18 protein-coding genes and 1 pseudogene are annotated in these 20,456 nt (G+C 71.8%); 10 read left to right on the top strand and 9 right to left on the bottom strand.

The genetic code is table 11. The annotated features are described in order from the left end of the window. Window positions 1–13 precede the first annotated feature (13 nt). Entirely contained in the window at window positions 14–685 is a 672-nt protein-coding gene (locus tag TNCT6_RS17365) for a hypothetical protein (protein ID WP_141360232.1), read from the top strand. A 580-nt stretch (window positions 686–1,265) separates the two neighbouring features. Here TNCT6_RS17365 and TNCT6_RS17370 read toward each other — a convergent pair. Continuing rightward, window positions 1,266–1,898: a TetR family transcriptional regulator gene (locus TNCT6_RS17370; RefSeq protein ID WP_141366532.1), complete on the bottom strand. Its 633-nt coding sequence runs from the start codon at window positions 1,896–1,898 to the stop codon at window positions 1,266–1,268. A 134-nt stretch (window positions 1,899–2,032) separates the two neighbouring features. Here TNCT6_RS17370 and TNCT6_RS17375 point away from each other — a divergent pair, with 134 nt between their 5' ends. The 3 genes from TNCT6_RS17375 to TNCT6_RS17385 all read left to right on the top strand — a co-directional run bounded on the left by TNCT6_RS17375 (window position 2,033) and on the right by TNCT6_RS17385 (window position 6,061). Continuing rightward, on the top strand, window positions 2,033–2,758 hold the full coding sequence (locus TNCT6_RS17375; protein ID WP_141360233.1) for a VOC family protein: 726 nt from the start codon (window positions 2,033–2,035) through the stop codon (window positions 2,756–2,758). 189 nt (window positions 2,759–2,947) lie between these two features. Continuing rightward, window positions 2,948–5,293 (top strand): PQQ-binding-like beta-propeller repeat protein, encoded by a 2,346-nt coding sequence (locus tag TNCT6_RS17380; protein ID WP_141360234.1) that lies wholly within the window; start codon window positions 2,948–2,950, stop codon window positions 5,291–5,293. 183 nt (window positions 5,294–5,476) lie between these two features. Then, entirely contained in the window at window positions 5,477–6,061 is a 585-nt protein-coding gene (locus TNCT6_RS17385; protein WP_141360235.1) for a hypothetical protein, read from the top strand. A gap of 80 nt (window positions 6,062–6,141) precedes the next feature. Here the strand turns inward: TNCT6_RS17385 and TNCT6_RS17390 are convergent, their stop codons facing one another. The 3 genes from TNCT6_RS17390 to TNCT6_RS17400 all read right to left on the bottom strand — a co-directional run bounded on the left by TNCT6_RS17390 (window position 6,142) and on the right by TNCT6_RS17400 (window position 11,151). Further along, complete coding sequence (locus TNCT6_RS17390; protein ID WP_141360236.1) at window positions 6,142–6,321, bottom strand: hypothetical protein; 180 nt, start codon at window positions 6,319–6,321, stop codon at window positions 6,142–6,144. Between the two features lie 193 nt (window positions 6,322–6,514). Then, window positions 6,515–9,457 (bottom strand): BTAD domain-containing putative transcriptional regulator, encoded by a 2,943-nt coding sequence (locus tag TNCT6_RS17395; protein ID WP_141360237.1) that lies wholly within the window; start codon window positions 9,455–9,457, stop codon window positions 6,515–6,517. A gap of 212 nt (window positions 9,458–9,669) precedes the next feature. After that, window positions 9,670–11,151 (bottom strand): CehA/McbA family metallohydrolase, encoded by a 1,482-nt coding sequence (locus TNCT6_RS17400; RefSeq protein WP_141360238.1) that lies wholly within the window; start codon window positions 11,149–11,151, stop codon window positions 9,670–9,672. Window positions 11,152–11,249: 98 nt separating this feature from the next. Here TNCT6_RS17400 and TNCT6_RS17405 point away from each other — a divergent pair, with 98 nt between their 5' ends. Both TNCT6_RS17405 and TNCT6_RS17410 read left to right on the top strand, forming a co-directional pair. Beyond that, window positions 11,250–13,835: a bifunctional FO biosynthesis protein CofGH gene (locus TNCT6_RS17405; protein WP_141360239.1), complete on the top strand. Its 2,586-nt coding sequence runs from the start codon at window positions 11,250–11,252 to the stop codon at window positions 13,833–13,835. Between the two features lie 79 nt (window positions 13,836–13,914). Further along, a complete protein-coding gene (locus TNCT6_RS17410) occupies window positions 13,915–14,487 on the top strand; it encodes a L,D-transpeptidase (protein ID WP_141360240.1) in 573 nt (190 codons plus the stop codon). On the opposite strand, the gene TNCT6_RS17415 is transcribed toward TNCT6_RS17410, so the two are convergent. Together TNCT6_RS17415 and TNCT6_RS17420 are read right to left on the bottom strand one after the other, a co-directional pair. Continuing rightward, window positions 14,480–14,674, bottom strand: a complete 195-nt coding sequence (locus TNCT6_RS17415) for a DUF397 domain-containing protein (RefSeq protein WP_141360241.1) — start codon at window positions 14,672–14,674, stop codon at window positions 14,480–14,482. The two genes, TNCT6_RS17410 and TNCT6_RS17415, sit on opposite strands and share 8 nt — an antisense overlap. Then, window positions 14,671–15,483 (bottom strand): helix-turn-helix transcriptional regulator, encoded by an 813-nt coding sequence (locus tag TNCT6_RS17420; RefSeq protein ID WP_141360242.1) that lies wholly within the window; start codon window positions 15,481–15,483, stop codon window positions 14,671–14,673. The genes TNCT6_RS17415 and TNCT6_RS17420 overlap by 4 nt, the downstream gene beginning before the upstream one ends. Window positions 15,484–15,596: 113 nt before the next feature. Between TNCT6_RS17420 and TNCT6_RS17425 the strand changes: the two genes are divergently transcribed. From TNCT6_RS17425 to TNCT6_RS17435, 4 genes are all read left to right on the top strand, one after another. After that, window positions 15,597–16,031 carry an ATP-binding protein gene (locus TNCT6_RS17425; RefSeq protein ID WP_141360243.1) on the top strand — a complete coding sequence of 145 codons (435 nt, stop codon included), beginning with the start codon at window positions 15,597–15,599 and terminating at the stop codon, window positions 16,029–16,031. Between the two features lie 226 nt (window positions 16,032–16,257). After that, entirely contained in the window at window positions 16,258–17,052 is a 795-nt protein-coding gene (locus TNCT6_RS17430; RefSeq protein WP_172632934.1) for a helix-turn-helix domain-containing protein, read from the top strand. 12 nt (window positions 17,053–17,064) lie between these two features. Then, entirely contained in the window at window positions 17,065–17,226 is a 162-nt protein-coding gene (locus TNCT6_RS39910) for a hypothetical protein (protein WP_172632935.1), read from the top strand. Window positions 17,227–17,514: 288 nt separating this feature from the next. Then, window positions 17,515–18,636, top strand: coding sequence for an ADP-ribosylglycohydrolase family protein (locus TNCT6_RS17435; RefSeq protein WP_141360245.1), 1,122 nt, complete (start codon window positions 17,515–17,517; stop codon window positions 18,634–18,636). 31 nt (window positions 18,637–18,667) lie between these two features. On the opposite strand, the pseudogene TNCT6_RS17440 reads toward TNCT6_RS17435, so the two are convergent. The 3 genes and pseudogenes from TNCT6_RS17440 to TNCT6_RS17450 all read right to left on the bottom strand — a co-directional run. Next, a pseudogene (locus tag TNCT6_RS17440) lies at window positions 18,668–18,982 on the bottom strand (Na+:solute symporter); the annotation flags it as partial. Window positions 18,983–19,139: 157 nt separating this feature from the next. Continuing rightward, window positions 19,140–19,331 (bottom strand): DUF397 domain-containing protein, encoded by a 192-nt coding sequence (locus tag TNCT6_RS17445; protein WP_141360246.1) that lies wholly within the window; start codon window positions 19,329–19,331, stop codon window positions 19,140–19,142. Window positions 19,332–19,513: 182 nt separating this feature from the next. Next, a complete protein-coding gene (locus TNCT6_RS17450) occupies window positions 19,514–20,371 on the bottom strand; it encodes a helix-turn-helix transcriptional regulator (RefSeq protein WP_141360247.1) in 858 nt (285 codons plus the stop codon). Window positions 20,372–20,456: the final 85 nt, after the last annotated feature.

The following is a 20,456-nucleotide window of genomic DNA, read 5'->3' on the forward strand; positions in this document are numbered from 1 at the left end:
GAGGACGATCGCCTTGCGCTCCCCGCTTCGGGCCGTTGCCACGCTGGTCGCGGCCGCCGCGCTGGTCGCCGGATGCGGCTCCGGCGACGACTGGTCACGGCCGCACGCGAAGCCCACCGCCGTCGGCATGCTCGGCGCGGGGTTCACCGACCCCTCCGCCCCGCCCACCCCGGAGGCCACGGTCACGCCGCGGCCCGGTTCCTGGAAGGGGGTGCACCCGCCGAAGGGCTATCGCGTGGTGCTGCTCACCGCGGGCGACGACCGTCCGACCAGGGCCCTGGTGTCAGCGGTCGAGGACTGGGCCGCGAGCGAGCACGTCGATCTCAGGACGGTGGTCGCGGACGGCCCCCACGACCTCGTTCCCGGCATCGGCAGGGCCGTCGACATGGGCCCGGACCTCGTCATCAGCGCGGGCAACGATCTCGTCGACCCCCTCGCCGTGGTCACCGCGAGCCATCTGTCGCAGCAGTTCCTCGTCGTCGGCGCGGAGCTGGCCGAACCCACCCACAACGTGACGGCGGTCGACTGGTCGGGTGCGTCGTTCCGGGGCGAGGGGCTCGGCATGTCCTCGACGTACGCCCCGGAGTCGTTCACCGCCGGGCGCTGCGCGGCCGCCGTCCGCGCGGGCGTCGCCGCCGTGCTCCACAACCTGACGGGCATCGTGATCTGGCTCGACCACGTCTAGCCCCGCCGGCCGCTGAGCCCGCCGGTCGCTGATCCCGCCGGCCGCTGAGCCCGCCGGTCGCTGATCCCGCCGGCCTCAGGGTCTGGCGGCCTCTGCATCCGGCGGTCTCTGGGTCCGGCGGCCTGTGCACCGGCGGTCTCTGGGCCCGGCGTTCGCTGGGCTCGGCGGTTTCTGGGGCGGGCTGTCTTCGGGCTCGGCGGTCTCTGGGTCCGGTCGCCTCCGGGTCCAGTCGTCGCTGGGCTCGGCAGTCGCCGGGGCGGGTTGTCTTCGGGCTCGGCGGTCTCTGGGGCCAGCCGCGTCCAGACTCGGCAGACTCCGGGCCCGACCGTCGCTGGGCTTGGTCGTCTTCGGGTCGGGTTGTCTTCGGGCTTGGCCGTCGCTGGGTCCGGCCGTCTTTGGGCCCGGCCCGGTCGTCTCCAGGCCCGGCCGCCTCCGGGCCCGGTCGGCTTCGGCCCGGCCGCATCCGGTCCCAGCCCGCGTGGTTCTCCCCCCAACGCAGCAGGCGGCGGTCCACTTGGGTGGACCGCCGCCTGCCTGACAGGACTTGGGGCCTGGAGGGAGTCCGAGGCCGGGGTGCGGGCTATCTCGTCGGCTTCTTCCCGGTGATGCCCAGGTGGACCAGAAGCGCCAGGTTCGGCTTCAGGTCGGCCTGTTTCACCCCCGAGACGAAGCCCTTCTGGTGCGAGGCGACCGCCGCGAGCATCGCGACCAGCGAACCGGCGATCGCGGCCGGATTCACGTCCTTGTCGACCCGGCCCTTGGACTGGAGTTCGGTGACCGAGTCCGTCAGGGAGTTGTTCACGGAGTTCAGGATCTTCATACGGATCTTGTAAAAGCGCTTGTCGCCCTCGGCGGCACCGAGATCGATCACGCGCAGAATGGCGTCGTTGCGATGCCAGAACTCGAGAAATCCGTCCACGAGTTCCTGCGCCGTCTGCCAGCCGGCCTTGCCGGTCCACGACCGGCCTTCCAGCAGTTCGGCCAATCCGGCGCCCTCGGCGGCCATTTGATCGGCGATCTCCAGAACGGCGCCCTCGACGTCGGGGAAGTATTGATAGAAGGTCGCGGGCGAAGTGCCCGCCTTCCTGGCGACATCGATGACCTTGACGTCCCGGTAGGGGGAGGAGCTGAGCATCTCGCTGAGGCAGTCGAGCAGCTTCTGCCGGGTCGCCTGCCCACGTCGACCGGCCACGCGGCCGTCGACGGTACGCACTTGTCCTGTCATGTCGTCAGCTTACCGAGCAGTGATCGGAGCGCGATTCGGCCGACTGCAAATGGGGTGCATGGGCTCAGAGAGGCTGGTGTGCCTGGTCTGCGGGTCGCACGGGACCCGGCTAGTTTGGCGACATGGCCGAAAACAGGGCATCCGCGAGCACAGAGGGCGTCCCCTGCTGGGTGGACGCGCAGCTTCCCGACGTCGAGGCGGGAAAGCGGTTCTACGGTGAGCTCTTCGGGTGGAGCTTCGCGGAGGAGACGTACGGCGGATCCGTACCGGCCCGGCTGGAGGGGGAGCCCGTCGCCGCGCTCTCGCCGAAGACGGACGGCCGTATGCCCACCGTCTGGACCGTGTACTTCGCCACCCCGGACGTCCGGACGCTGGCCGAGCGGATCCGGGCCGCCGGCGGGCAGGTCGTGACGCCGCCCGCCCGGGTCGACGGCCTGGGCACGGCCGCCCTCGCCGCTGATCCCGAGGGCGCCGTCTTCGGGCTGTGGCAGCCGGACAGCCACCAGGGCTTCGGCAGACGCCACGAGCCGGGCACCTTCGCCTGGGCCCAGCTGTACGCCCGCGACACCGAGGCCGCCAACGTCTTCTACGGCGGACTGTTCCACGACGCCCTGTTCGGGGCGGGTGCCGAACCCGACTTCGGCCGGTCCGTCGTCTCCGACGTCTTCCCGCCCGAGATGCCGCCGCACTTCCTCGTCCACTTCCGGGTCGCCGGGACGGAGGCCGCCCTCGGCGCGGTGGTCCGGCTCGGCGGGCGGGTGCAGGTGCCGCCCTTCAGGACGTCGTACGGAAACGTCGCCGTCGTCGCCGACAATCAGGGGGCGTCCTTCGCCCTGCTGGAGAGGTGAATTCCGCCCCCCGGCCGGGAAGAGGGGGTTTTGCGGCGTGACATCCCGATCTGTCGCCGGGTTCGCAACCTGTGCGCCGGACAGGAAGAATCAGGGTGCGTGCCGCCACGGCGGTGCGGTGGTGAGACGCTGCACTTCGGTCGCGTACATATGTGGGTGGCGCGGCTCGTACGGGGAGGTGGCAGGCAAGTGGTGGATCAGCTGACGCAGCACGACCCACGGCGGATCGGGCCGTTCGAGGTGCTGGGACGGCTGGGTGCCGGCGGCATGGGGCTGGTCTATCTCGCGCGCTCGGCGTCCGGCCGGCGCGTGGCGATCAAGACGGTCCGGACCGAGCTGGCCGAGGACCAGCTGTTCCGGGTCCGCTTCACACGTGAGGTGGAGGCCGCGCGGGCGGTCTCCGGCTTCTACACGGCCGCGGTCGTCGACGCCGACCCGCGCGCCGCCGTGCCATGGCTGGCCACCGCCTACGTCCCGGCGCCCTCCCTCGAGGAGATAGTGACCGAGTGCGGTCCGCTCCCGGCCCAGGCGGTGCGCTGGCTGGCGGCGGGCGTCGCCGAGGCACTTCAGTCCATCCACGGTGCCGGGCTGGTCCACCGCGACCTGAAGCCGTCCAACGTCCTCGTCGTCGAGGACGGGCCGCGGGTGATCGACTTCGGGATCGCCTCCGGTGTCTCGAACACCCGGCTGACCATGACGAACGTCGCCGTCGGCACCCCCGCGTACATGTCCCCCGAGCAGGCCAAGGACTCGCGCAGCGTCACCGGCGCCAGCGATGTCTTCTCGCTCGGCTCGATGCTGGTCTTCGCCGCCACCGGGCATCCGCCCTTCCACGGCGCCAACCCCGTCGAGACGGTCTTCATGCTGCTGCGCGAGGGCCCCGACCTGGAAGGACTCCCGGACGAGCTGCGTCCGCTGATCGAGTCCTGCATGCAGATGGAGGCGACCGCCCGGCCCAAGCCGGCCGACCTCCAGGCTCAGCTCGCGCCTCATCTGTTCGGCTCCGGCTCCGACGACAGCGGTACGGCCTCCGCCTGGCTGCCCGAGCCGGCCGTCGGCCTCATCGAGTCCCGCCGCGGCGGCCGCCTGGCCGTGCAGCCCGCCGCGCCCGGTCCCCGCGGCGGCGGCCGGGTCCCCGTACCGCCCCCGCCCTCGCACAGCCCGGCCGTACCGGCGCCGCCCGGCCCCGCGCCGGTGGGCGTCCCCGACTCCGGTCCCGTGCGGCTGGCCGGCGCCCAGGTGCCGATCGGTCCCGGGCCGCGCGTCGCCGACGCCCGCGCCGCCGCCGTCAAGGCGCCCCCGCCCGAGGCGGGCCTGGCTGCCACCTGGTCCAGACCGCACCCCGGTGCCAACGGCGCCGACCCCGCCGTACCGGCCGTGCCGCCGGGGCCGCCGGAGACCCCGGCCGGCTGGCGGCCGTGGCGCTTCCGCATGTCCAACGACGTCTGGGGCACCCCGTCCGTCGCCGACGACCTCGTCTACGTCACCTCCTTCGAGGTGCACGCCCTGGACGTGGCCACGGGCCGCCGCCGCTTCAAGACCCGCGACGTGGCCTGGTCCATGGCGGTCGCCGACGGCCGGGTGCACGCCTCCGACGGGCCCACCCTGTTCGCCCTGGACGCCCGCGAGGGCGCCGACCTGTGGCGCTTGCAGACGGACTCCTGGGTGTACTCCCTCGCGGCCGACCGCGGCACCGTCGTCACCGGCACCCGCGGCGGAGGCGTCCAGGCCTGGGAGGCCGCCGCTGGCCAGAAGCTGTGGGAGATCGCCGGCTGCCAGACCGACTTCGAGTCCCCCGAGGCCGGCCCCGTCGTCCACGACGGCACGGTGTACGTCTGGCAGGACGCCCGTCTGCGCGCCCTGGAGGCCCGTACGGGCGAGGAGCGCTGGTCCTACCCGATCGGCGACGCGGCCTCCTGCGGCGGCGTACCGGTGCGCGTCACCCCGGCCCCCGACGGCTACGTCTACATCTGCGCCGGTACCCGCGTGCTCGCCGTGGACGTCGCGAGCGGCCACGTGCGCTGGCACTTCGAGGCCCCCGCGGTCTTCCTGTGCCCGCCGGCCTTCGCGCCGGGCCCGGCGGTGAGCGGCGGCGGCATCTACCTCGCCGACTACCTCGGCACCGTCTACGCCCTCGACGCCACCGACGGCCGCGACCGCTGGCGCATCGCCACCGAGTCCCGCGCCTCCGTCGCCCCGGTCCTGGTCGCCGCCGGACACGTCCACGTCGGCAGCGGCAGGGGCCTGTACACCCTGGACGCGGTCACCGGCACGCCCAAGTGGCGCTTCCAGGCGGGCGGCGAGATCGTCGGCTCACCGGCGGTCGCCGAGGGCCGTATCCACTTCGGCTCCACCGACCACCTGCTGTACACGCTCAAGGCCGACGACGGCCGGCTGCGCTGGAAGCTCGCCACCGGCGGCGAGATCACCGGCTCCCCGGTGGTCAGGGACGGGGTCGTGTACGCGTGCAGCAAGGACCGCTGCGTGTACGCCCTGGACGCGGAGAAGGGGACGGGCACCGCCCGCACCACCTGATCCGCGCCAGGGCGGTGTGGTGACGGCCGTCGTACGGGCTACACGGAAAGGGCCTCGGACGACGGCCGTCGGTCCTGGTCAGCGATGCTTTCGTCACCGCTCACGCAGATGACGCTACTCCGCGTGCGGGGCCGTCGCCACGCGAGCCCGGGCGAGCCGCCACTACGCCGATAGGGTGATCGCATGCAGACACGGGGGCGCAGGATCAGGTTCGCGGTGGTGTCGGCGGTGGTGGTGCTCGCGCTGACGGGCTTCTCCCAGGGCCACGGGCACGGGCGCAGCCGGCACAGCGGCGGTGGTGGTGGCGGATGCAGCAACTCGCACCAGGACCACGACAGTTCGACGTCCAGCGGCTCGTACGGCGGCTCGTCCAGCGGCTCTTACGGCGACTCGGACGACGACGGCGGGAACAGCGGCACCGGTGGCACCTACAACCGCCGTCCCGGCTACCGCTCCACCCCCACGTCCCCCAGCGGGACCGGCAGGAGCCGCGGCCTGCGGGATGCCACGGTGAGGCTGATCAGCTGCGCGACGCGGAAGAAGCCGTACGCGACCGTCGAGGTCGCCAACCCCAACGACAGCAAGGCCGACTTCCAGGCCTGGGTCACCTTCTACGACACCGGGGGAACCCAGCTCCTGAAGAACTCGTCCCCGGTGGTCGCGGTACCCGCGAAGGGCAAGGCCACCACCGAGGTGCCCCTCGGCGAAGACTTCCGTTCCTCGGCCGACCACTGCGAGACGGACCCCACGGCCTCGCCCCGGAACTGACCGGCCCGGGAACACACTTCGGCCGCGGCGGCTCCCCCTCGGTGCCACCGCGGCCGATCCCCGTGTTCAGACGTCTCCGGTCAGGCCTTCTCGCCCGTGGCGTGGTTGTCCTGCGGGGTGGCAGTGCCGCCCGTGGCGTGGTTGTCCTTCGGGGTCACCGTGCCGCCCGTGGCGTGGTTGTCCAGCGTGGTGACGTCCTCCAGGTCCGTGGCGTGGTTGTCGAGCGGCTTCACCACGGAGTCCTTCTTGGCATCGCTCATTGACTTGCAACTCCCGTTCAGTGATGGGCGATGCCCGTCCGGCGGCTCCCCCGAGGGCCGCCGGACGGGCCTATCAGGGCCGTTCACCCTAGCGGTGTTGATCACCGCTGACCCGCTTGCCCCCCGACGCAACGGATCGACCACTTGAGAGTGCCTTGCCGCGATAAACGAACGATGAACGCCCCGCCGGGAGCTACGCGGCAGCCGCGGGCGTGAGGAGGAGCCGCACCTCGGCGGCCTCGACGGAGCCGAGTTGCTCGTATATCCCGAGGGCTTCCTGCCAGCATGCCTGCGCTCGACCGGTCTGTCCCAGTCTGCTGAGCGCGCGGCCAAGGACGGTCAGGACGTTTCCGCGCCGCCACTCGCCTCCGATTCCGCGCAGGACCGAGAGCGCCTGCTCGGCCAGGGCAGCGGCCTGAGCGGGCCGTTGTCCGGCGAGGTGAGCCTCCGCGAGCCGGAAGAGCGTCATCCCCTCCCAGAGCCGCTGCCTGCTGTCGCGGAACACCTCCAGGGCTTCGGTCAGCCGATCGACGGCGGTGTCCAGTGCTCCCTGCCCGGTGAGTGCCAGCCCCAGCGCGTAGCGGCCGTTCGCTCCGCGCAGCGTGTGGCCCAGCCGGTCATAGATGACGATGCCCTGCTGGGCCAGTTCCACCGCGCTGCCGACCTGGCCCATGGCCAGGTGGATGCGGGAGAGGTTGCAGAGCGCGCTGGCCTCGCCCGCGAGGTTCCTGTCCAGGCGGAAGCTCTCGATGGCCTGCCGCAGATACGCCTCACCGTCCGCGTGACGGCTCTGGTAGAGCGCGATGATGCCCCGGTCGTTGGCGGCCCAGCAACTGGGTGCCAAGTCGTCCGCGATGTGCGCGAGTTCCATGGCCAAGCGCGCTTCCTCGTCCGCCTGACTGAAGCGTCCTGCCACCAGATGGACGTTGGTGAGCGTCGTGAGCGCGCGGCTCCGGACCTTCGTGTCGTCCCCTCGGTCGGCCGCCTCCTGGAGGGTGAGGGCGGCCACTTCGTACTGTTTGGAGTTGGCGCCCGATTCCGCGAGGTCCTTGGCCGCCCAGAGCAGGTCCACCGCACGGCGGAGCATGGGGCCTCTCGCGCATTGCTGGACGAACGCCAGCACGGCGTGTGCCTCCGAGTACAGCCAGTCCTGGGCCCGGTGCCGGTCCTGGAACGTGAGCCCCGGGTAGTGCGTGGGCTCCAGGTGGTCCACCAGCCGGTCCCCCGGCCGTTCGATCGCGTAGACGCCGGCCGCCGTGGCCAGGTAGAAGTCCAGCAGGCGTGACATCGCCGCCTCGCGTTCGCCCGGCGGGTGTTCGTCGCGTTCCGCGCAGGCGCGGGCGTAGAGGCGGACCAGGTCGTGGAAGCGGTAGCGGCCGGGGGCCGCCGACTCCAGGAGCGACGTGTCGACCAGGGACTCCAGCACGTCCTCGGTGTCGTCCACCGACAGGTCCAGCACGGCCGCCGCCGCCTCCAGGGACATGTCCGGGCCGTCGGCCAGGCCCAGCAGGCGGAAGGCGCGGGCCTGGGCCGGCTCCAACTGGCCGTAGCCCAGTTCGAAGGTGGCCTTCACCGCCAGGTCGCCCGCCTGGAGCTCGTCCAACCGCCGCCGCTCGTTCGCGAGTTTCGCCGCCAGGACCGAGACCGTCCAGGTCCTCCTCGCCGCCAGCCGGGACGCCGCGATACGGATGGCCAGGGGCAGGAATCCGCAGGCGGCGACCACGTCGAGGGCAGCCTCGCGCTCACCCGCCACCCGGTCCTCGCCCACGATCCTCGTGAACAGGGACAACGCCTCGTCGGGGCTCATCACGTCCAGGTCCACCAGGTGCGCGCCCGCCAGGTCAACCATCCGCACCCGGGACGTGACCAGGGCCGCGCACCCCTCCGTCCCCGGCAGCAGCGGCCGCACCTGGGCCGCGTCCCGCGCGTTGTCCAGCAGGACCAGGACCCGGCGGCCGTCCAGCACCGACCGGTACAGGGCCGCGCGTTCCTCCAGGGAATCCGGGATCGCCGAGTCCGCCGTGCCGAGGGCGCGCAGGAAGGAGCCGAGGACCGTCTCCGGTTCCGCCGCTCTCGCGCCGGCGCCCTGGAGGTCCACGTACAACTGGCCGTCCGGGAAGGCGGCCCGCGCCTGGTGGGCCACGTGGACGGCCAGCGTCGTCTTGCCCACGCCGCCGATCCCGGCCAGCGCCGACACGGCCATCACGCGCCCCTCGGCCGACGCCAGCATTTCGCTCAGCTCGGCCACGAAGGAACTGCGGCCCGTGAAGTCCGGTACGGTCGCCGGGAGTTGCGCGGGGCGCACCGCGACCACCGCCGGTTCGGCCACCGGGGAGGACGGCTCGGCGAGGGCCGGGTCGGCCTGGAGGATGCGCTGTTGCAGTTCGCGCAGTCCGGGGCGGGGGTCCACGCCCAGCTCGTCCGCCAGCAGGCGTCTGGTGTCGGCGTACACCGCCAGCGCCTCCGCCTGCCGGCCACTGCGGTACAGCGCCAGCATCAGCAGCTCGCGCAGGCGTTCCCGCAGCGGATGCGCCGCCGTCAGCGCGGTCAGCTCCGAGACGGCCTCCGCGTGGCAGCCCTGTTCGAGGTCCATGTCCATGCGGGACTCCAGGAGTTGCAGGCGCCACTCCTCCAGGCGCACCCGCTGCGCCTCCGCGTACGGACCGGGCACGCCCGCCAGGGGTTCCCCGTCCCACAGGGCGAGCGCCCGCCGCAGCAGCTCGCGCGCCCGGCACAGGTCCCCGGCCGACCGGGCCTTGTCGGCGCGGGCCGCGTGCTCCTGCGCGTCGGCCAGGTCCAGCGCGCCCTCGCCCGCCCCGCGCACCGCGTATCCGCCGGACTCGCTGACCAGCACCCCGGGGTCCAGCGCCTTGCGCAACCGCGAGGCGTACGTCCGCACCGCCGCCAGCGCCTGCGACGGCGGCTCCTCGCCCCACAGCGCGTCGATCAGCTCGGCCGCCGTCGCGGTGCGGCCCTCGCGCAGCAACAGAGCGGCCAGCAGGGCGCGTTGCTGCGGGGATCCGGTGGGGAGGGGCTGCTCACCGCGCCAGGCGCGCACCGGACCGAGCACGCTGAAGCGCAGTGTCCCCGATCGCGCGGGACCCCGCTGCTCAGGCACCCGCGGTACACCTTCCATCGCTGCCCCCTGGCCCCTGTCGAACCGTCAACAATCAGAGCCAGTTTGCCTTGTTCACGGCAGATGCGTCAGCTCCCGAGACCGCGATCACAGCCCCGCACTTCCCGCGACACAAGGCCCACACAACCTCTCCGCACACTCTCTGCCCCGACGCCGGGTGCGGTCCGGCACCCGACGGTATACGGACGGGCACGCGCGCGTGCGCCCGCCGGTCAGCCGTGAGCGCCCGTCCCCAGGAAGATCGGGTTCGTGAGCGCCGCCATCACGCCGGGCAGCGGGCCCACCGCCGTCTCGTGACGCACCTCCGCGCGCACATAGGCCGCGTACGCCGGGGTCGTACGCCACTCGACGACCCCCGAGCCCGACACGGGGAACGGGTCGCCGGCGAGGAGCACCCCCTGGTCGGTCACGAGGCGGACCGAGCAGCGCGGCACACCGGAGGCCTCCAGGCGGACCGTCACCGGGGTGTCCGCGGCCACCCGCAGCCGCTCGCCGATGCCCGCCCGCTCACCCCCGGCTCCCGTCGCGGTGAAGGCGAGCGACACCTTCCCGGACTCGGCGACGTACGAGCGGCCCGCGCGGATGCCGTCCTGGATCGCCTCCCGGGTGAGGTCGTCGGCCAGGACGACCGTCTGGGGCAGGCCCACGGTGTCCGGCGGCCGGTGGGCGTCGCTGCTGCCCATCGCGGGCAGCCAGCGCCGGTCCTCCCGCGCCGCCGCCACGAGCGTGGCGTCCCACGCGGCCACCGCCATCTCGTCGTCCGGCGTGAAGGGGCCGTTCCACACCTCGACCGCGTCCGCCTCGCCGAAGCCGAACTTCCAGGCGCAGCCGACACAGGTGGCGTGCGGATGGGCGGGCACGACCAGCCCGCCCGCGCGGCGGATCTCGCGGGCGAAGCGGCCGAAGAGGTTGTCCCGCGCCCGGTAGCGCCAGTCGACGAAGGTGCCGGGGTCGGTGCCGAGGGCCAGGACGTGGCCGTTCCTCGTCGTCACCTCCTCGCCCAGCATGATCAGCAGGTCGTCGCCCGCGAGGTCCGCCCAGTGCGGGTGGGAGGCGTGGGTGTTGTGGTCCGAGCTGTTGATGAAGTCCAGCCCGGCCGCCCTGGCCCGCGCCGCGATCTCGGCGGGGGTGCGGCGGCCGTCGGAGTACCAGGAGTGCAGGTGGCAGTCCCCCCGGTACCAGGCCCGCCCCCGTCCCCTCGCCCACTGCGGCGGGTACACCGGTCGTACGGCCGTGCCCGGGGCGCCGTGCGTCAGGGTGACGTCGAGCATGTACGACAGGCCCTGCGGCGCGACCGTGTAGGGCCCGAGCGCGATGTGCCAGACACCGGCGTCGACCGGCCCCGCGAGGTAGCCCGGTGTCGCGTCGTCCGCGCGGATGAAGAACTCCGTGCGCGCCCCGCCCGACCAGCCGCGGAAGCCCCGGCCGCCCGGTTCGGTGCCGTGCTGGTCGAAGATGCCGATGTCCAGCGCGTTGCCGGGGGTGCCGGCGGGAACGGCCGGCCTGTCGTAGGCGTACGAGACCTTGATCTCCCGCACCCCGGCCGGGACGTCGACGGGAACGTACACGTAGTCGGGGGCGCCCGGCGGCAGCGTGCCCCGGATCGTCCGGGTCTCCTGCCCGCCGTCCCCGTCCCCGGCGCCGCTCGCGAAGGTCACGCCTCCCAACGTAGGCGCCGCGCAGGCCACCGTCACGACCGGAGTGCGCCGTCCGGGTCCGCGGCCCGACCACCGGCGCCGCCGGCCGGTCCTTCCTTGATCGGCCCTGGTGACCGCGACCGTATGCTCGAAGGATGACGACTTCCGCGACCTCCGGAACCGGCCCCACCGAGAACTCCCTGCGTCGCGCCCTCAAACGTGCCAGGGACGGGGTCGCGCTCGACGTCGCCGAGGCGGCGGTGCTGCTCCAGGCCCGGGGCGAGCACCTCCAGGACCTCGCCGCGTCCGCGGGCCGGGTGCGGGACGCCGGACTCGAGGCCGCCGGCCGCCCCGGCGTCATCACCTACTCCAAGAGCGTCTTCATCCCGCTGACCCGGCTGTGCCGTGACAAGTGCCACTACTGCACGTTCGTCACCGTGCCCGGCAAGCTGCGCCGCGCCGGACACGGGATGTTCATGTCCCCCGACGAGGTCCTCGACATCGCCCGCCGGGGCGCCGAACTCGGCTGCAAGGAAGCCCTGATCACCCTCGGCGACAAGCCGGAGGACCGCTGGCCGGAAGCGCGCGAGTGGCTCGACGCGCACGGCTACGACGACACCATCGCCTACGTACGGGCCGTCTCCATCCGCATCCTGGAGGAGACCGGCCTGCTGCCGCACCTCAACCCGGGCGTCATGACCTGGACGGACTTCCAGCGTCTCAAGCCCGTCGCCCCGTCGATGGGCATGATGCTGGAGACGACCGCGCGACGGTTGTGGTCCGAGCCGGGCGGCCCGCACCACGGCTCCCCGGACAAGGAACCGGCCGTACGGCTACGGGTGCTGGAGGACGCCGGCCGCTCCTCCGTCCCCTTCACCTCCGGCATCCTGATCGGCATCGGCGAGACCTACGAGGAGCGCGCGGAGTCCCTGTTCGCGCTGCGCAGGATCGCCCGCGCCCACCACGGCATCCAGGAACTGATCATCCAGAACTTCCGTGCCAAGCCGGACACGGCCATGCGCGGCATGCCCGACGCAGAACTCGACGAGCTGGTCGCCACGGTGGCCGTCGCCCGGCACATCATGGGCCCGTCCGCCTGCCTCCAGGCCCCGCCCAACCTGGTGGACGCGGAGTACGAACGGCTCATCGGCGCCGGTATCGACGACTGGGGCGGTGTCTCCCCGCTCACCATCGACCACGTCAACCCCGAGCGCCCCTGGCCCCGGATCGAGCAACTCGCCGAGAAGTCGGCTGCGGCGGGCTTCGAACTGCGCGAACGGCTCTGCGTCTACCCGGAGTTCGTCACCCGCGGCGAGCCCTGGCTCGACCCGCGACTGCTGCCGCACGTCCGCGCCCTGGCCGACCCCGAGACGGGCCTGGCCCGCCCGGACGCGGTGGCCGAGGGCCGCCCCTGGCAGGAGCCCGACGAGGCCTTCACCGCCACCGGCCGCACCGACCTGCACCGCACCATCGACACCGACGGCCGCACCGCCGACCGCCGGGGCGACTTCGACGAGGTGTACGGCGACTGGGGCGCCCTGCGCGAGGCGGCCGCCCCCGGCATGGCACCGGAGCGCGTCGACACGGACGTCCGGCAGGCCCTGCGCACGGCCGCCGACGACCCGACGAAGCTGACCGACGACGAGGCCCTGGCGCTGCTGCACGCGGACGGCCCGGCCCTGGACGCGCTGTGCCGGATCGCGGACGACGTCCGCAAGTCGGTGGTGGGCGAGGACGTCACGTACATCGTGACGCGGAACATCAACTTCACGAACGTCTGCTACACCGGCTGCCGTTTCTGCGCGTTCGCCCAGCGCCGCACGGACGCGGACGCCTACACCCTGTCCCTGGACCAGGTCGCCGACCGGGCCCAGCAGGCCTGGGACGTGGGCGCGGTGGAGGTCTGCATGCAGGGCGGCATCCACCCCGACCTGCCGGGCACGGCCTACTTCGACATCGCGCGGGCGGTGAAGGAACGCGTCCCCGGCATGCACGTGCACGCCTTCTCCCCGATGGAGGTCGTCAACGGCGCCACCCGCACCGGTCTGTCCATCCGCGAGTGGCTGACCGAGGCCAGGGCGGCGGGTCTGGACAGCATCCCCGGGACGGCCGCGGAGATCCTCGACGACGAGGTCCGCTGGATCCTGACCAAGGGCAAGCTGCCCACGGCCACCTGGATCGAGGTCGTGACGACGGCCCACGAACTGGGCATCCGCTCCTCGTCGACGATGATGTACGGCCACGTGGACCAACCCCGCCACTGGCTGGGCCACTTGCGTACCCTGGCCCGCATCCAGCAGCGGACGGGCGGCTTCACGGAGTTCGTCACGCTCCCCTTCATCCACACCAACGCCCCGGTGTACCTGGCGGGCATCGCGAGGCCCGGCCCCTCCGTACGGGACAACCGCGCGGTGACGGCGATGGCGCGCCTCCTCCTGCACCCCTGGATCCCCAACATTCAGACCAGCTGGGTGAAGCTCGGCGAGGCGGGCGCCGCCGAAATGCTCCGCTCCGGCGCGAACGACCTCGGCGGCACGCTGATGGAGGAGACGATCTCCCGCATGGCCGGCTCCTCCTACGGCTCCTACAAGTCCGTCAAGGACCTGGTCGCGGTGGCGGAGGCGGCCGGACGCCCGGCGAAGCCGAGGACCACGCTCTACGGCGAGGTCCCGGAGGAACGGCGGCGGGCGGCTGCCGCGTCGGACGGCCACCTGCCGGACCTGCTGCCGGTCCTGGACTGAACCGAGGCAGACGCAGCTCACAGTACGATGATCCGACCCCCGTCGGAGGGGTCGAGTAGCACCGAGGAGATGCGTGCCCATGGCGGCCCGAATACCTTCGTGGGCCTGGGTCAGCGGCCTGACCGTGGGAGCGGTCGCGGCAGTGGCCGTACTGGCGGTGAAGGCCGACCAGGGGCCCCACCCCACGGCCGCGACGGCCCACCAGCGACCCGCCCCCTCGGCAAGCGCCAGCCCCTCCGCCAAGCCCAAGTCCAAGCCCCCGGCCCCGCCGGCCGTCCCCGCCGACTCGGGCGTGGGCCGCCGGGTCGTCTACGCCCTCACCCAGAAGCGGGTGTGGCTGGTCGACGAGAGCGACAAACCCACCCTCACCTTTCCGGTGTGGCCGGGAACGGTGAGCCCCGACCCGGGCGCCTACGTGATCTCCCAGCGCGTGCCCGCGACGACCGGCTCGGACGGTGTCCAGATCGAGCACATCATGTACTTCGCGGGCAAGTCCGGCGTCTTCATCGCCTTCAGCAACGCCGTCGACGGCACCTCACCCCCGCCGGCCGCCGCCGACGCCAAGACGGGCGGCATCCGCATGGGCAAGCCCGACGGCTCGGCCCTGTGGACCTTCGCGAGCCAGGGCACGCGGGTCGAGGTCGTCAACTAGCGACACCGCCGAGAAACACGCTCCAGGACACACCCCCGAACGCGAGCCGCGCACCGTCCCGGTCCTTGGAGTCACGGACGTGGACGGTGGCGGGGGAGGGGGAGGAGGCGGCTATGGCGACCTCGACACAATCGGGGCCGTCGTTGCTGCTGTAGCTGCTCTTGAACCAGTTGAGCGTGGCGGTCATGTCACTTCTCCCAGAATCTTCTCGATGAAGGACAGCGACTCCCGAGGTGAGAGGGCCTGCGCACGGATCATTCCATAGCGCATGTCGAGGATCTGGGCCTCTCTCGGGTCGCTGATCACCCGGCTGTGCAGCTGGGCCTCCCAGTGCCCCAGTGTCTTGCCGTCTCGGAGCTTCAGGAGCCGCAGCGGTCCCGCCATGCCCGCGTGATCCTCACGGTCCGTGGGCATCACTTGGACCGAGACGTGCCGCAACTGCCCAATTTCCAGCAGGCGTTCGAGTTGCTCTCGCAGAACCATTCTGCCGCCGATCGGCCGCCGCAGCGTCACCTCCTCCTGGACAAAGGTGATGAGTGGCCGGGGCACTCGCTCGAACACGGCCTTGCGTGCCATACGCGCGGCGACGTGACGCTCGATCTCGTCCTCGGTGTACGCGGGGCGACGCATCGCGTACAGGGCCTGGGCGTACGCCGGAGTCTGCAACAGGCCATGGATCTGCTGATTGTCGTACGCCCCCAACTCGACGGCTTCGCCCTCCAACTTCGCCAAGTCCCGTACCTTCTTCGGATACCGGGCCCGCTCCACATCCGCCTTCATCGCGGACAGCTTCCCGCCCGCGCCTAGCACCTCGTCGGCCTTGTCGAGGAAGTCCGGCTTGGCGATGCGGCGTCCGCGTTCGACCGAAGAGACCATCTCGTCGCCGTACCCGATGGCGGTGCCGAGTTCGGCCTGTTTGAGCCCGGCGGCCTCCCGCCACATCTGGATCTGCCGGCCGACCGTCCTGAGTACGGCCTCGGCCTCTTCGTCCTCCATGTCATCCCCTCCCGACGTACGAGCCGGACGGCTCCGCCGCGCGTTCGTACAGTCACATTGCGTACCGTGGTGATGGCTGTTCAGCCTAGGGACAGATGACGACTCTGGGTGACATGAGTAAGAAATTCCCCCTCCCGGTCGCTGCTCCGTTGGCCCACTTCGCCGTGCAGCTCTCCGCGACGCGCAGAGGTGCGCGCCTGGCCCGCCTGCTGGCAGAGCGCCAACTCGACGACTGGGGAGTGGATGTGGCGGACGCGTCGCAGATCGTGGCGGAGCTGGCGGCGAACGCGGCGTTCCACGGGCGGGCCAGTGGGCGGGACTTCCGGCTGGCGATGAAGCTGCACGGGGACGGCGGCCTGCGCATCGAGGTGACCGACGCGCGCGGCGACCGGCTCCCGATGATCGCGGACCCGGTGGCGGCGGACGCGGAGTCGGGGCGTGGTCTGCTGCTCGTGGCCGCGCTCGCCGACCGCTGGGGCGTCAACGAGGCACACGCCCACGGCAAGACGGTCTGGGCCGAACTCGCACCGCGTCGCGGCTCCCGGTGACCCGGCGGTGCCCGACACCAAAGACCAAAGAACCAGGGAAAGAACCGAACCCGCCCCTACCGCCCCCGTCGATCACCCGGCGGAGTGAATATGCCCCGCTCGGCTGGCGTGGCGAGGTGATCGTGGTGCAGCGTCTGTTCCACCAACCGCACACATGCATCGGCCCTCGCCGGGACTGCCATCCCACTGCGAGGGCCTGATCACCGAGGAAGAAAGCCCCTTCCCGATGACTAGCAAGCACCCTAACGCGCCCGCACGCGCCAAGTCCGGCCATTCCGGCGGCGTCATCCATGTGAACGAACCCCACCACGAGAACTTCACGGTGGTCGGCAACCATCTGGCCCAGCACGCCGAGTTGTCTCTGACGGCGATCGGCCTGGCGGTGCACATCCAGTCGCTGCCGAAGGGCACCCCGATCGGGATCAAGACCCTGGCCGTGAAGTTCCCCGAGGGGGAGATCCGGATCGCCGCGGCCCTGCGGGAGCTGGAGGAACACGGCTACCTGTCACGCACCAAGGAGCGTCTTCAATCGGGCCGAGTGACGACCCGGACGACCTCCTACAACAAGCCGCGCCGCGCCGAGGCCGCCCGGACCGCCGAGCCCGACCGCCCGGCCGCCCCGCCCACGCCCTCCGCCGCCTCGGCCCCGCCCGCACCCCGCACGGCGAACGACCTGTTGACCGGCCTCCGCGCCCACGACTCCCGCCTGCTCCTCACCGAACGGGACGTGCACCGGCTGGCACCGGCGGTCTCGGAGTGGCTGGAGAGGGGCGTACCGCCCACGGCCGTGACGCGAACGCTCACGGCGGGCCTGCCCCAGGACCCGATCAAGCACCCGGCGGCGCTCCTGGCCCACCGCCTCGCCTCCCTCCTGCCGCCGCCCCTGCCTGCTGCGCCACCGACCCCCGCGACCGCCCTCCGCCCGGCCCCGCTCCAGACCTGCGACGGCTGCGAGAGAGCGTTCAGGTCCCCAGAGCCGGGCCGCTGCAGAGACTGCCGCCCGTCCACCGCGGCTGCGTAGGGAGACCCGGAGATGAGCCGGATGCCAAGCAGCCTGACGCCCAGGAAACGGCACGTGAAGGAAGTCCCGTTGGAGGAGGCTGAACTCGCCAGGAAGGCGTTCGGCAACCTGACGGAGGGGGAGCGGGAAGTCGTCCGGGAGGCGCTCGCGGTCATGGGCCGCGACCCGGGGTAGGCCGCGAGATCCCCGGCTGGCGGCCTCCATCCGTGGAATACACGTACACGACACCTCTCGCCCGTGACTCGGCCGAGGCGATCACAGTCGTGTACACCCATACGACGGGAATGGGGGTGACGGTCGTCCACTACTTCCGTGACCCACAGGTGGTCGCCTGACTCTGACCCTTTCAGATCACTTTCACCACACCTCCCTCACCAGTCCATTCCCTGAACAGACCATTCCCGTTCGAATACAGTGCTGAACTGGGGGCCGTACGGACGGGTAACGGCGGGAGGTCTCAGCGTGGGTGCGACGTCCGGGGTGGTCTGGGGGCGTGGCGAGCAGCAGGACTTCCGGAGCCGGGTACGGGGGACGTTGCTCGGGGTGGCCGTGGGGGACGCCCTCGGTGCCCCAGTGGACTTCCTGGACCTCGGGGCGATCAGGGAGGCCCACGGACCCGAGGGGATCCGCGAACTCGCGCCCGCACACGGCCGCCGCGGAGCCGTCACGCACTACACGCAGCTCACCCTGTTCTCCCTCGACGGGCTCATCCGCGCGCACGTCCGCCGCGACACCGGGGCCTGGCATCCGCCCACCGATGTGCACCGCGCGTACCTGCGGTGGGCCGCCACCCAGCGGGACTGGGGGCCCGACGAGCGGCGCAAGGACGACGGCTGGCTGGCCCGCGAGGAGTGGCTGTACGCCCGGCGCAGCCCCAGCCGGCCGCTGCTGACCGGGTTCGGGGACGACACCATGGGCACCCTGGAGGCGCCCAAGAACCCCGCCGAGGCCGGTCCGGAGGCGGTCGCCCGGTCGGCGCCCTTCGGGCTTCTCGTCGGCTGGGAGCCGCAGCTCGTCGTGCAGCTCGCCGTCGAGTGCGCGGCGCAGACCCACGGGCACCCCACCGCCTGCCTCGCCGCCGGCGCCTACGCCGTGATCGTGCACGCCCTCGCCCGCGGCGACAGTCTCGACGGCGCCGTGCAGAAGTCGCTGGCGCTGCTCGCCGTGCGCCCCGGCCACCAGCCGGTGTCGGACGCACTCCAGCGTGCGCTGGGCGCGGTACGGCAGGGCATGCCGACCCCGGACCGGGTGGAGGAGCTGGCGGGGGAGGGGACGGCGGCGGGGCTGCTCGCCGTGTCCGTGTACTGCGCGCTGGTGAGCGAGGACGTACGCCACGGGCTGTGCCTGGCGGTGAACCACAGCGGGTCCTCCGGCGCGGCCGGTGCCCTCACCGGCGGGCTGCTCGGCGCCCTGCACGGAGAGACGGCCCTCCCGCCGGGCTGGCTGGCCGAGCTGGAGGGCCGTCCCACTCTGCTGGTCCTGGCGGACGACTTCGCGATGGAGATGACCCAGGGGCCCGCGCTGCACGGGCCCACCGGGTCCTCCCCGGGGTGGCTGGCACGCTATCCGCGCGGGGCCCGGTAGCCGCCCGGGCCGCGCGCCGCTACGGCTGCTTCCCCACCACGTCGTCGCCCGCGCCCGCCGGAGCCGGTACCGCGGCCGCCGCCAGGTCGCCGTCCCCGTCGGTGTTGACCTTCTCGATGACCGCGAGCCGTTCCGGTGTGTCCTCCGGCTTCACGTATCCGATGCCGATGTAGAGGACCAGCGAGACCGCGAGCGGCACCGACACCTGGTACTGCAACGGCACGCCGCCGTCGACGTTCCAGTTGATCGGGTAGTTCACCAGCCAGAAGGCCGGCAGCCCGGCCGCCCAGCTGGTGAGCGCCGCCGTCGGACCGGAGCGGCGGAACGGCCGGAGCAGACCCAGCAGGCAAAGATGTTCTGCGTACTGGCTTTGGTTCATGTACGTGAAAGCGGATCGGGCGGGTCCGGGCACAAGCGGAGCCCCCTCGGCAAGGACGGCGAACTCGTCGAGAGGGCTCATCAATTGGTGCTTGTTGCGCTTGTCGTGCAGTGGTGTCGTCTTCTCAAGCCTTGATCGACGTCACGAAGGTGTTCCACGCGTCGGCGCGGAAGCCGAGCACCGGGCCCGTGGGGACCTTGGAGTCCCGGACCGCCATGGCCGCGGCCACCGGTGACTTGACTTCGACGCACGCGCCGTTGCCCGTGGAGTACGAGGACTTGGTCCACGTCTCCGTGGCGCCCTGACGAATTGCCATTTCTGCTCCGGATTGCGAGTGGAGTGGTTTGCGCCAACGTTGTGCTCGATGGCGTGATCGACGCTACCCGCCGCGCTCCAAGTCCGAAGCGACGCTTCATCCTTACGGATGGCATATTCCAACGGAGTCTTCCGCGTTGGCTTGGTGAAGGTGTACGGTGCGGCGCCTTCAAGCCGCGGCGCTCAGCGCACGTGCTCCTTGGCGATATTCGCGATGAACTGACGTGACTGCTCCACGTTCAGGGCCTGCGCCCGCAGATGCTCGTACATCACGCTGTACTTCTGGACGTCGTTCGCCTTCTCCAGATACAGGTCGCTGGTGACGCCCTCGATGTAGACCACGCTGGAGTCCGCCGTGTCCGGGAACTCGAGGATCGCGTACTGGCCGTTGAGGCCCGGGTGCGCGCCCATGTCGAAGGGGATGACCTGCACGGTCACGTGCGGCAGTTGGGACTGTTCGACCAGGTGCTCCAACTGCTCCCGCATCATGGCGGGGCTGCCGACGATCCGGCGCAGGGCGGCCTCGTCCAGGACCGTCCACAGCCGCAACGGGTTCTCGGCGGCGGAGATTCGTTCCTGCCGCCGCATCCTGACCTGCACCCGCTTCTCGATGTCGGCGGGCGCCGTCTCCGGCAGGGCACCGGAGATCAGTGCCTCCGCGTACTGGCGGGTCTGAAGCAGCCCCGGAACGACCTGGGGGTCGTAGATCCGCAGGCTCGCCGCGTCCGTCTCCAGGCCGATGTAGACGCTGTAGGGGATGTCGCCGAAGGAGTGCCACCAGCCCTGCTGGCGCGAGTCCTTGGCCATCTGCATCAGCGAGTCGACGATCCGGTGGTCCTCCACCTCGTAGACGCCGCACAGATCGCGCACGTCACGCTGGCTGATGCTGCGCCGGCCGTTCTCCAGGCGGCTGATCTTCGACTGCGACACCAGCAGCCGCTCGGCCACCTCCTCGGCCGTCATGCCCTTGAGTTCGCGCAGCCTGCGCAACTCCTGGCCCAGCCGGCGCCGCCTGACAGTGGGATTGACATTGGACGCCACGGGACGTGCACCTCCGGCTGCATGCCTCTACTTTGCGTATCTGCTGCTGAGCAGACTGCCACCAAGGTGCTTACTACCGCTGGGA

Source organism: Streptomyces sp. 6-11-2, from assembly GCF_006540305.1.
Classification (GTDB): Bacteria; Actinomycetota; Actinomycetes; order Streptomycetales; family Streptomycetaceae; genus Streptomyces.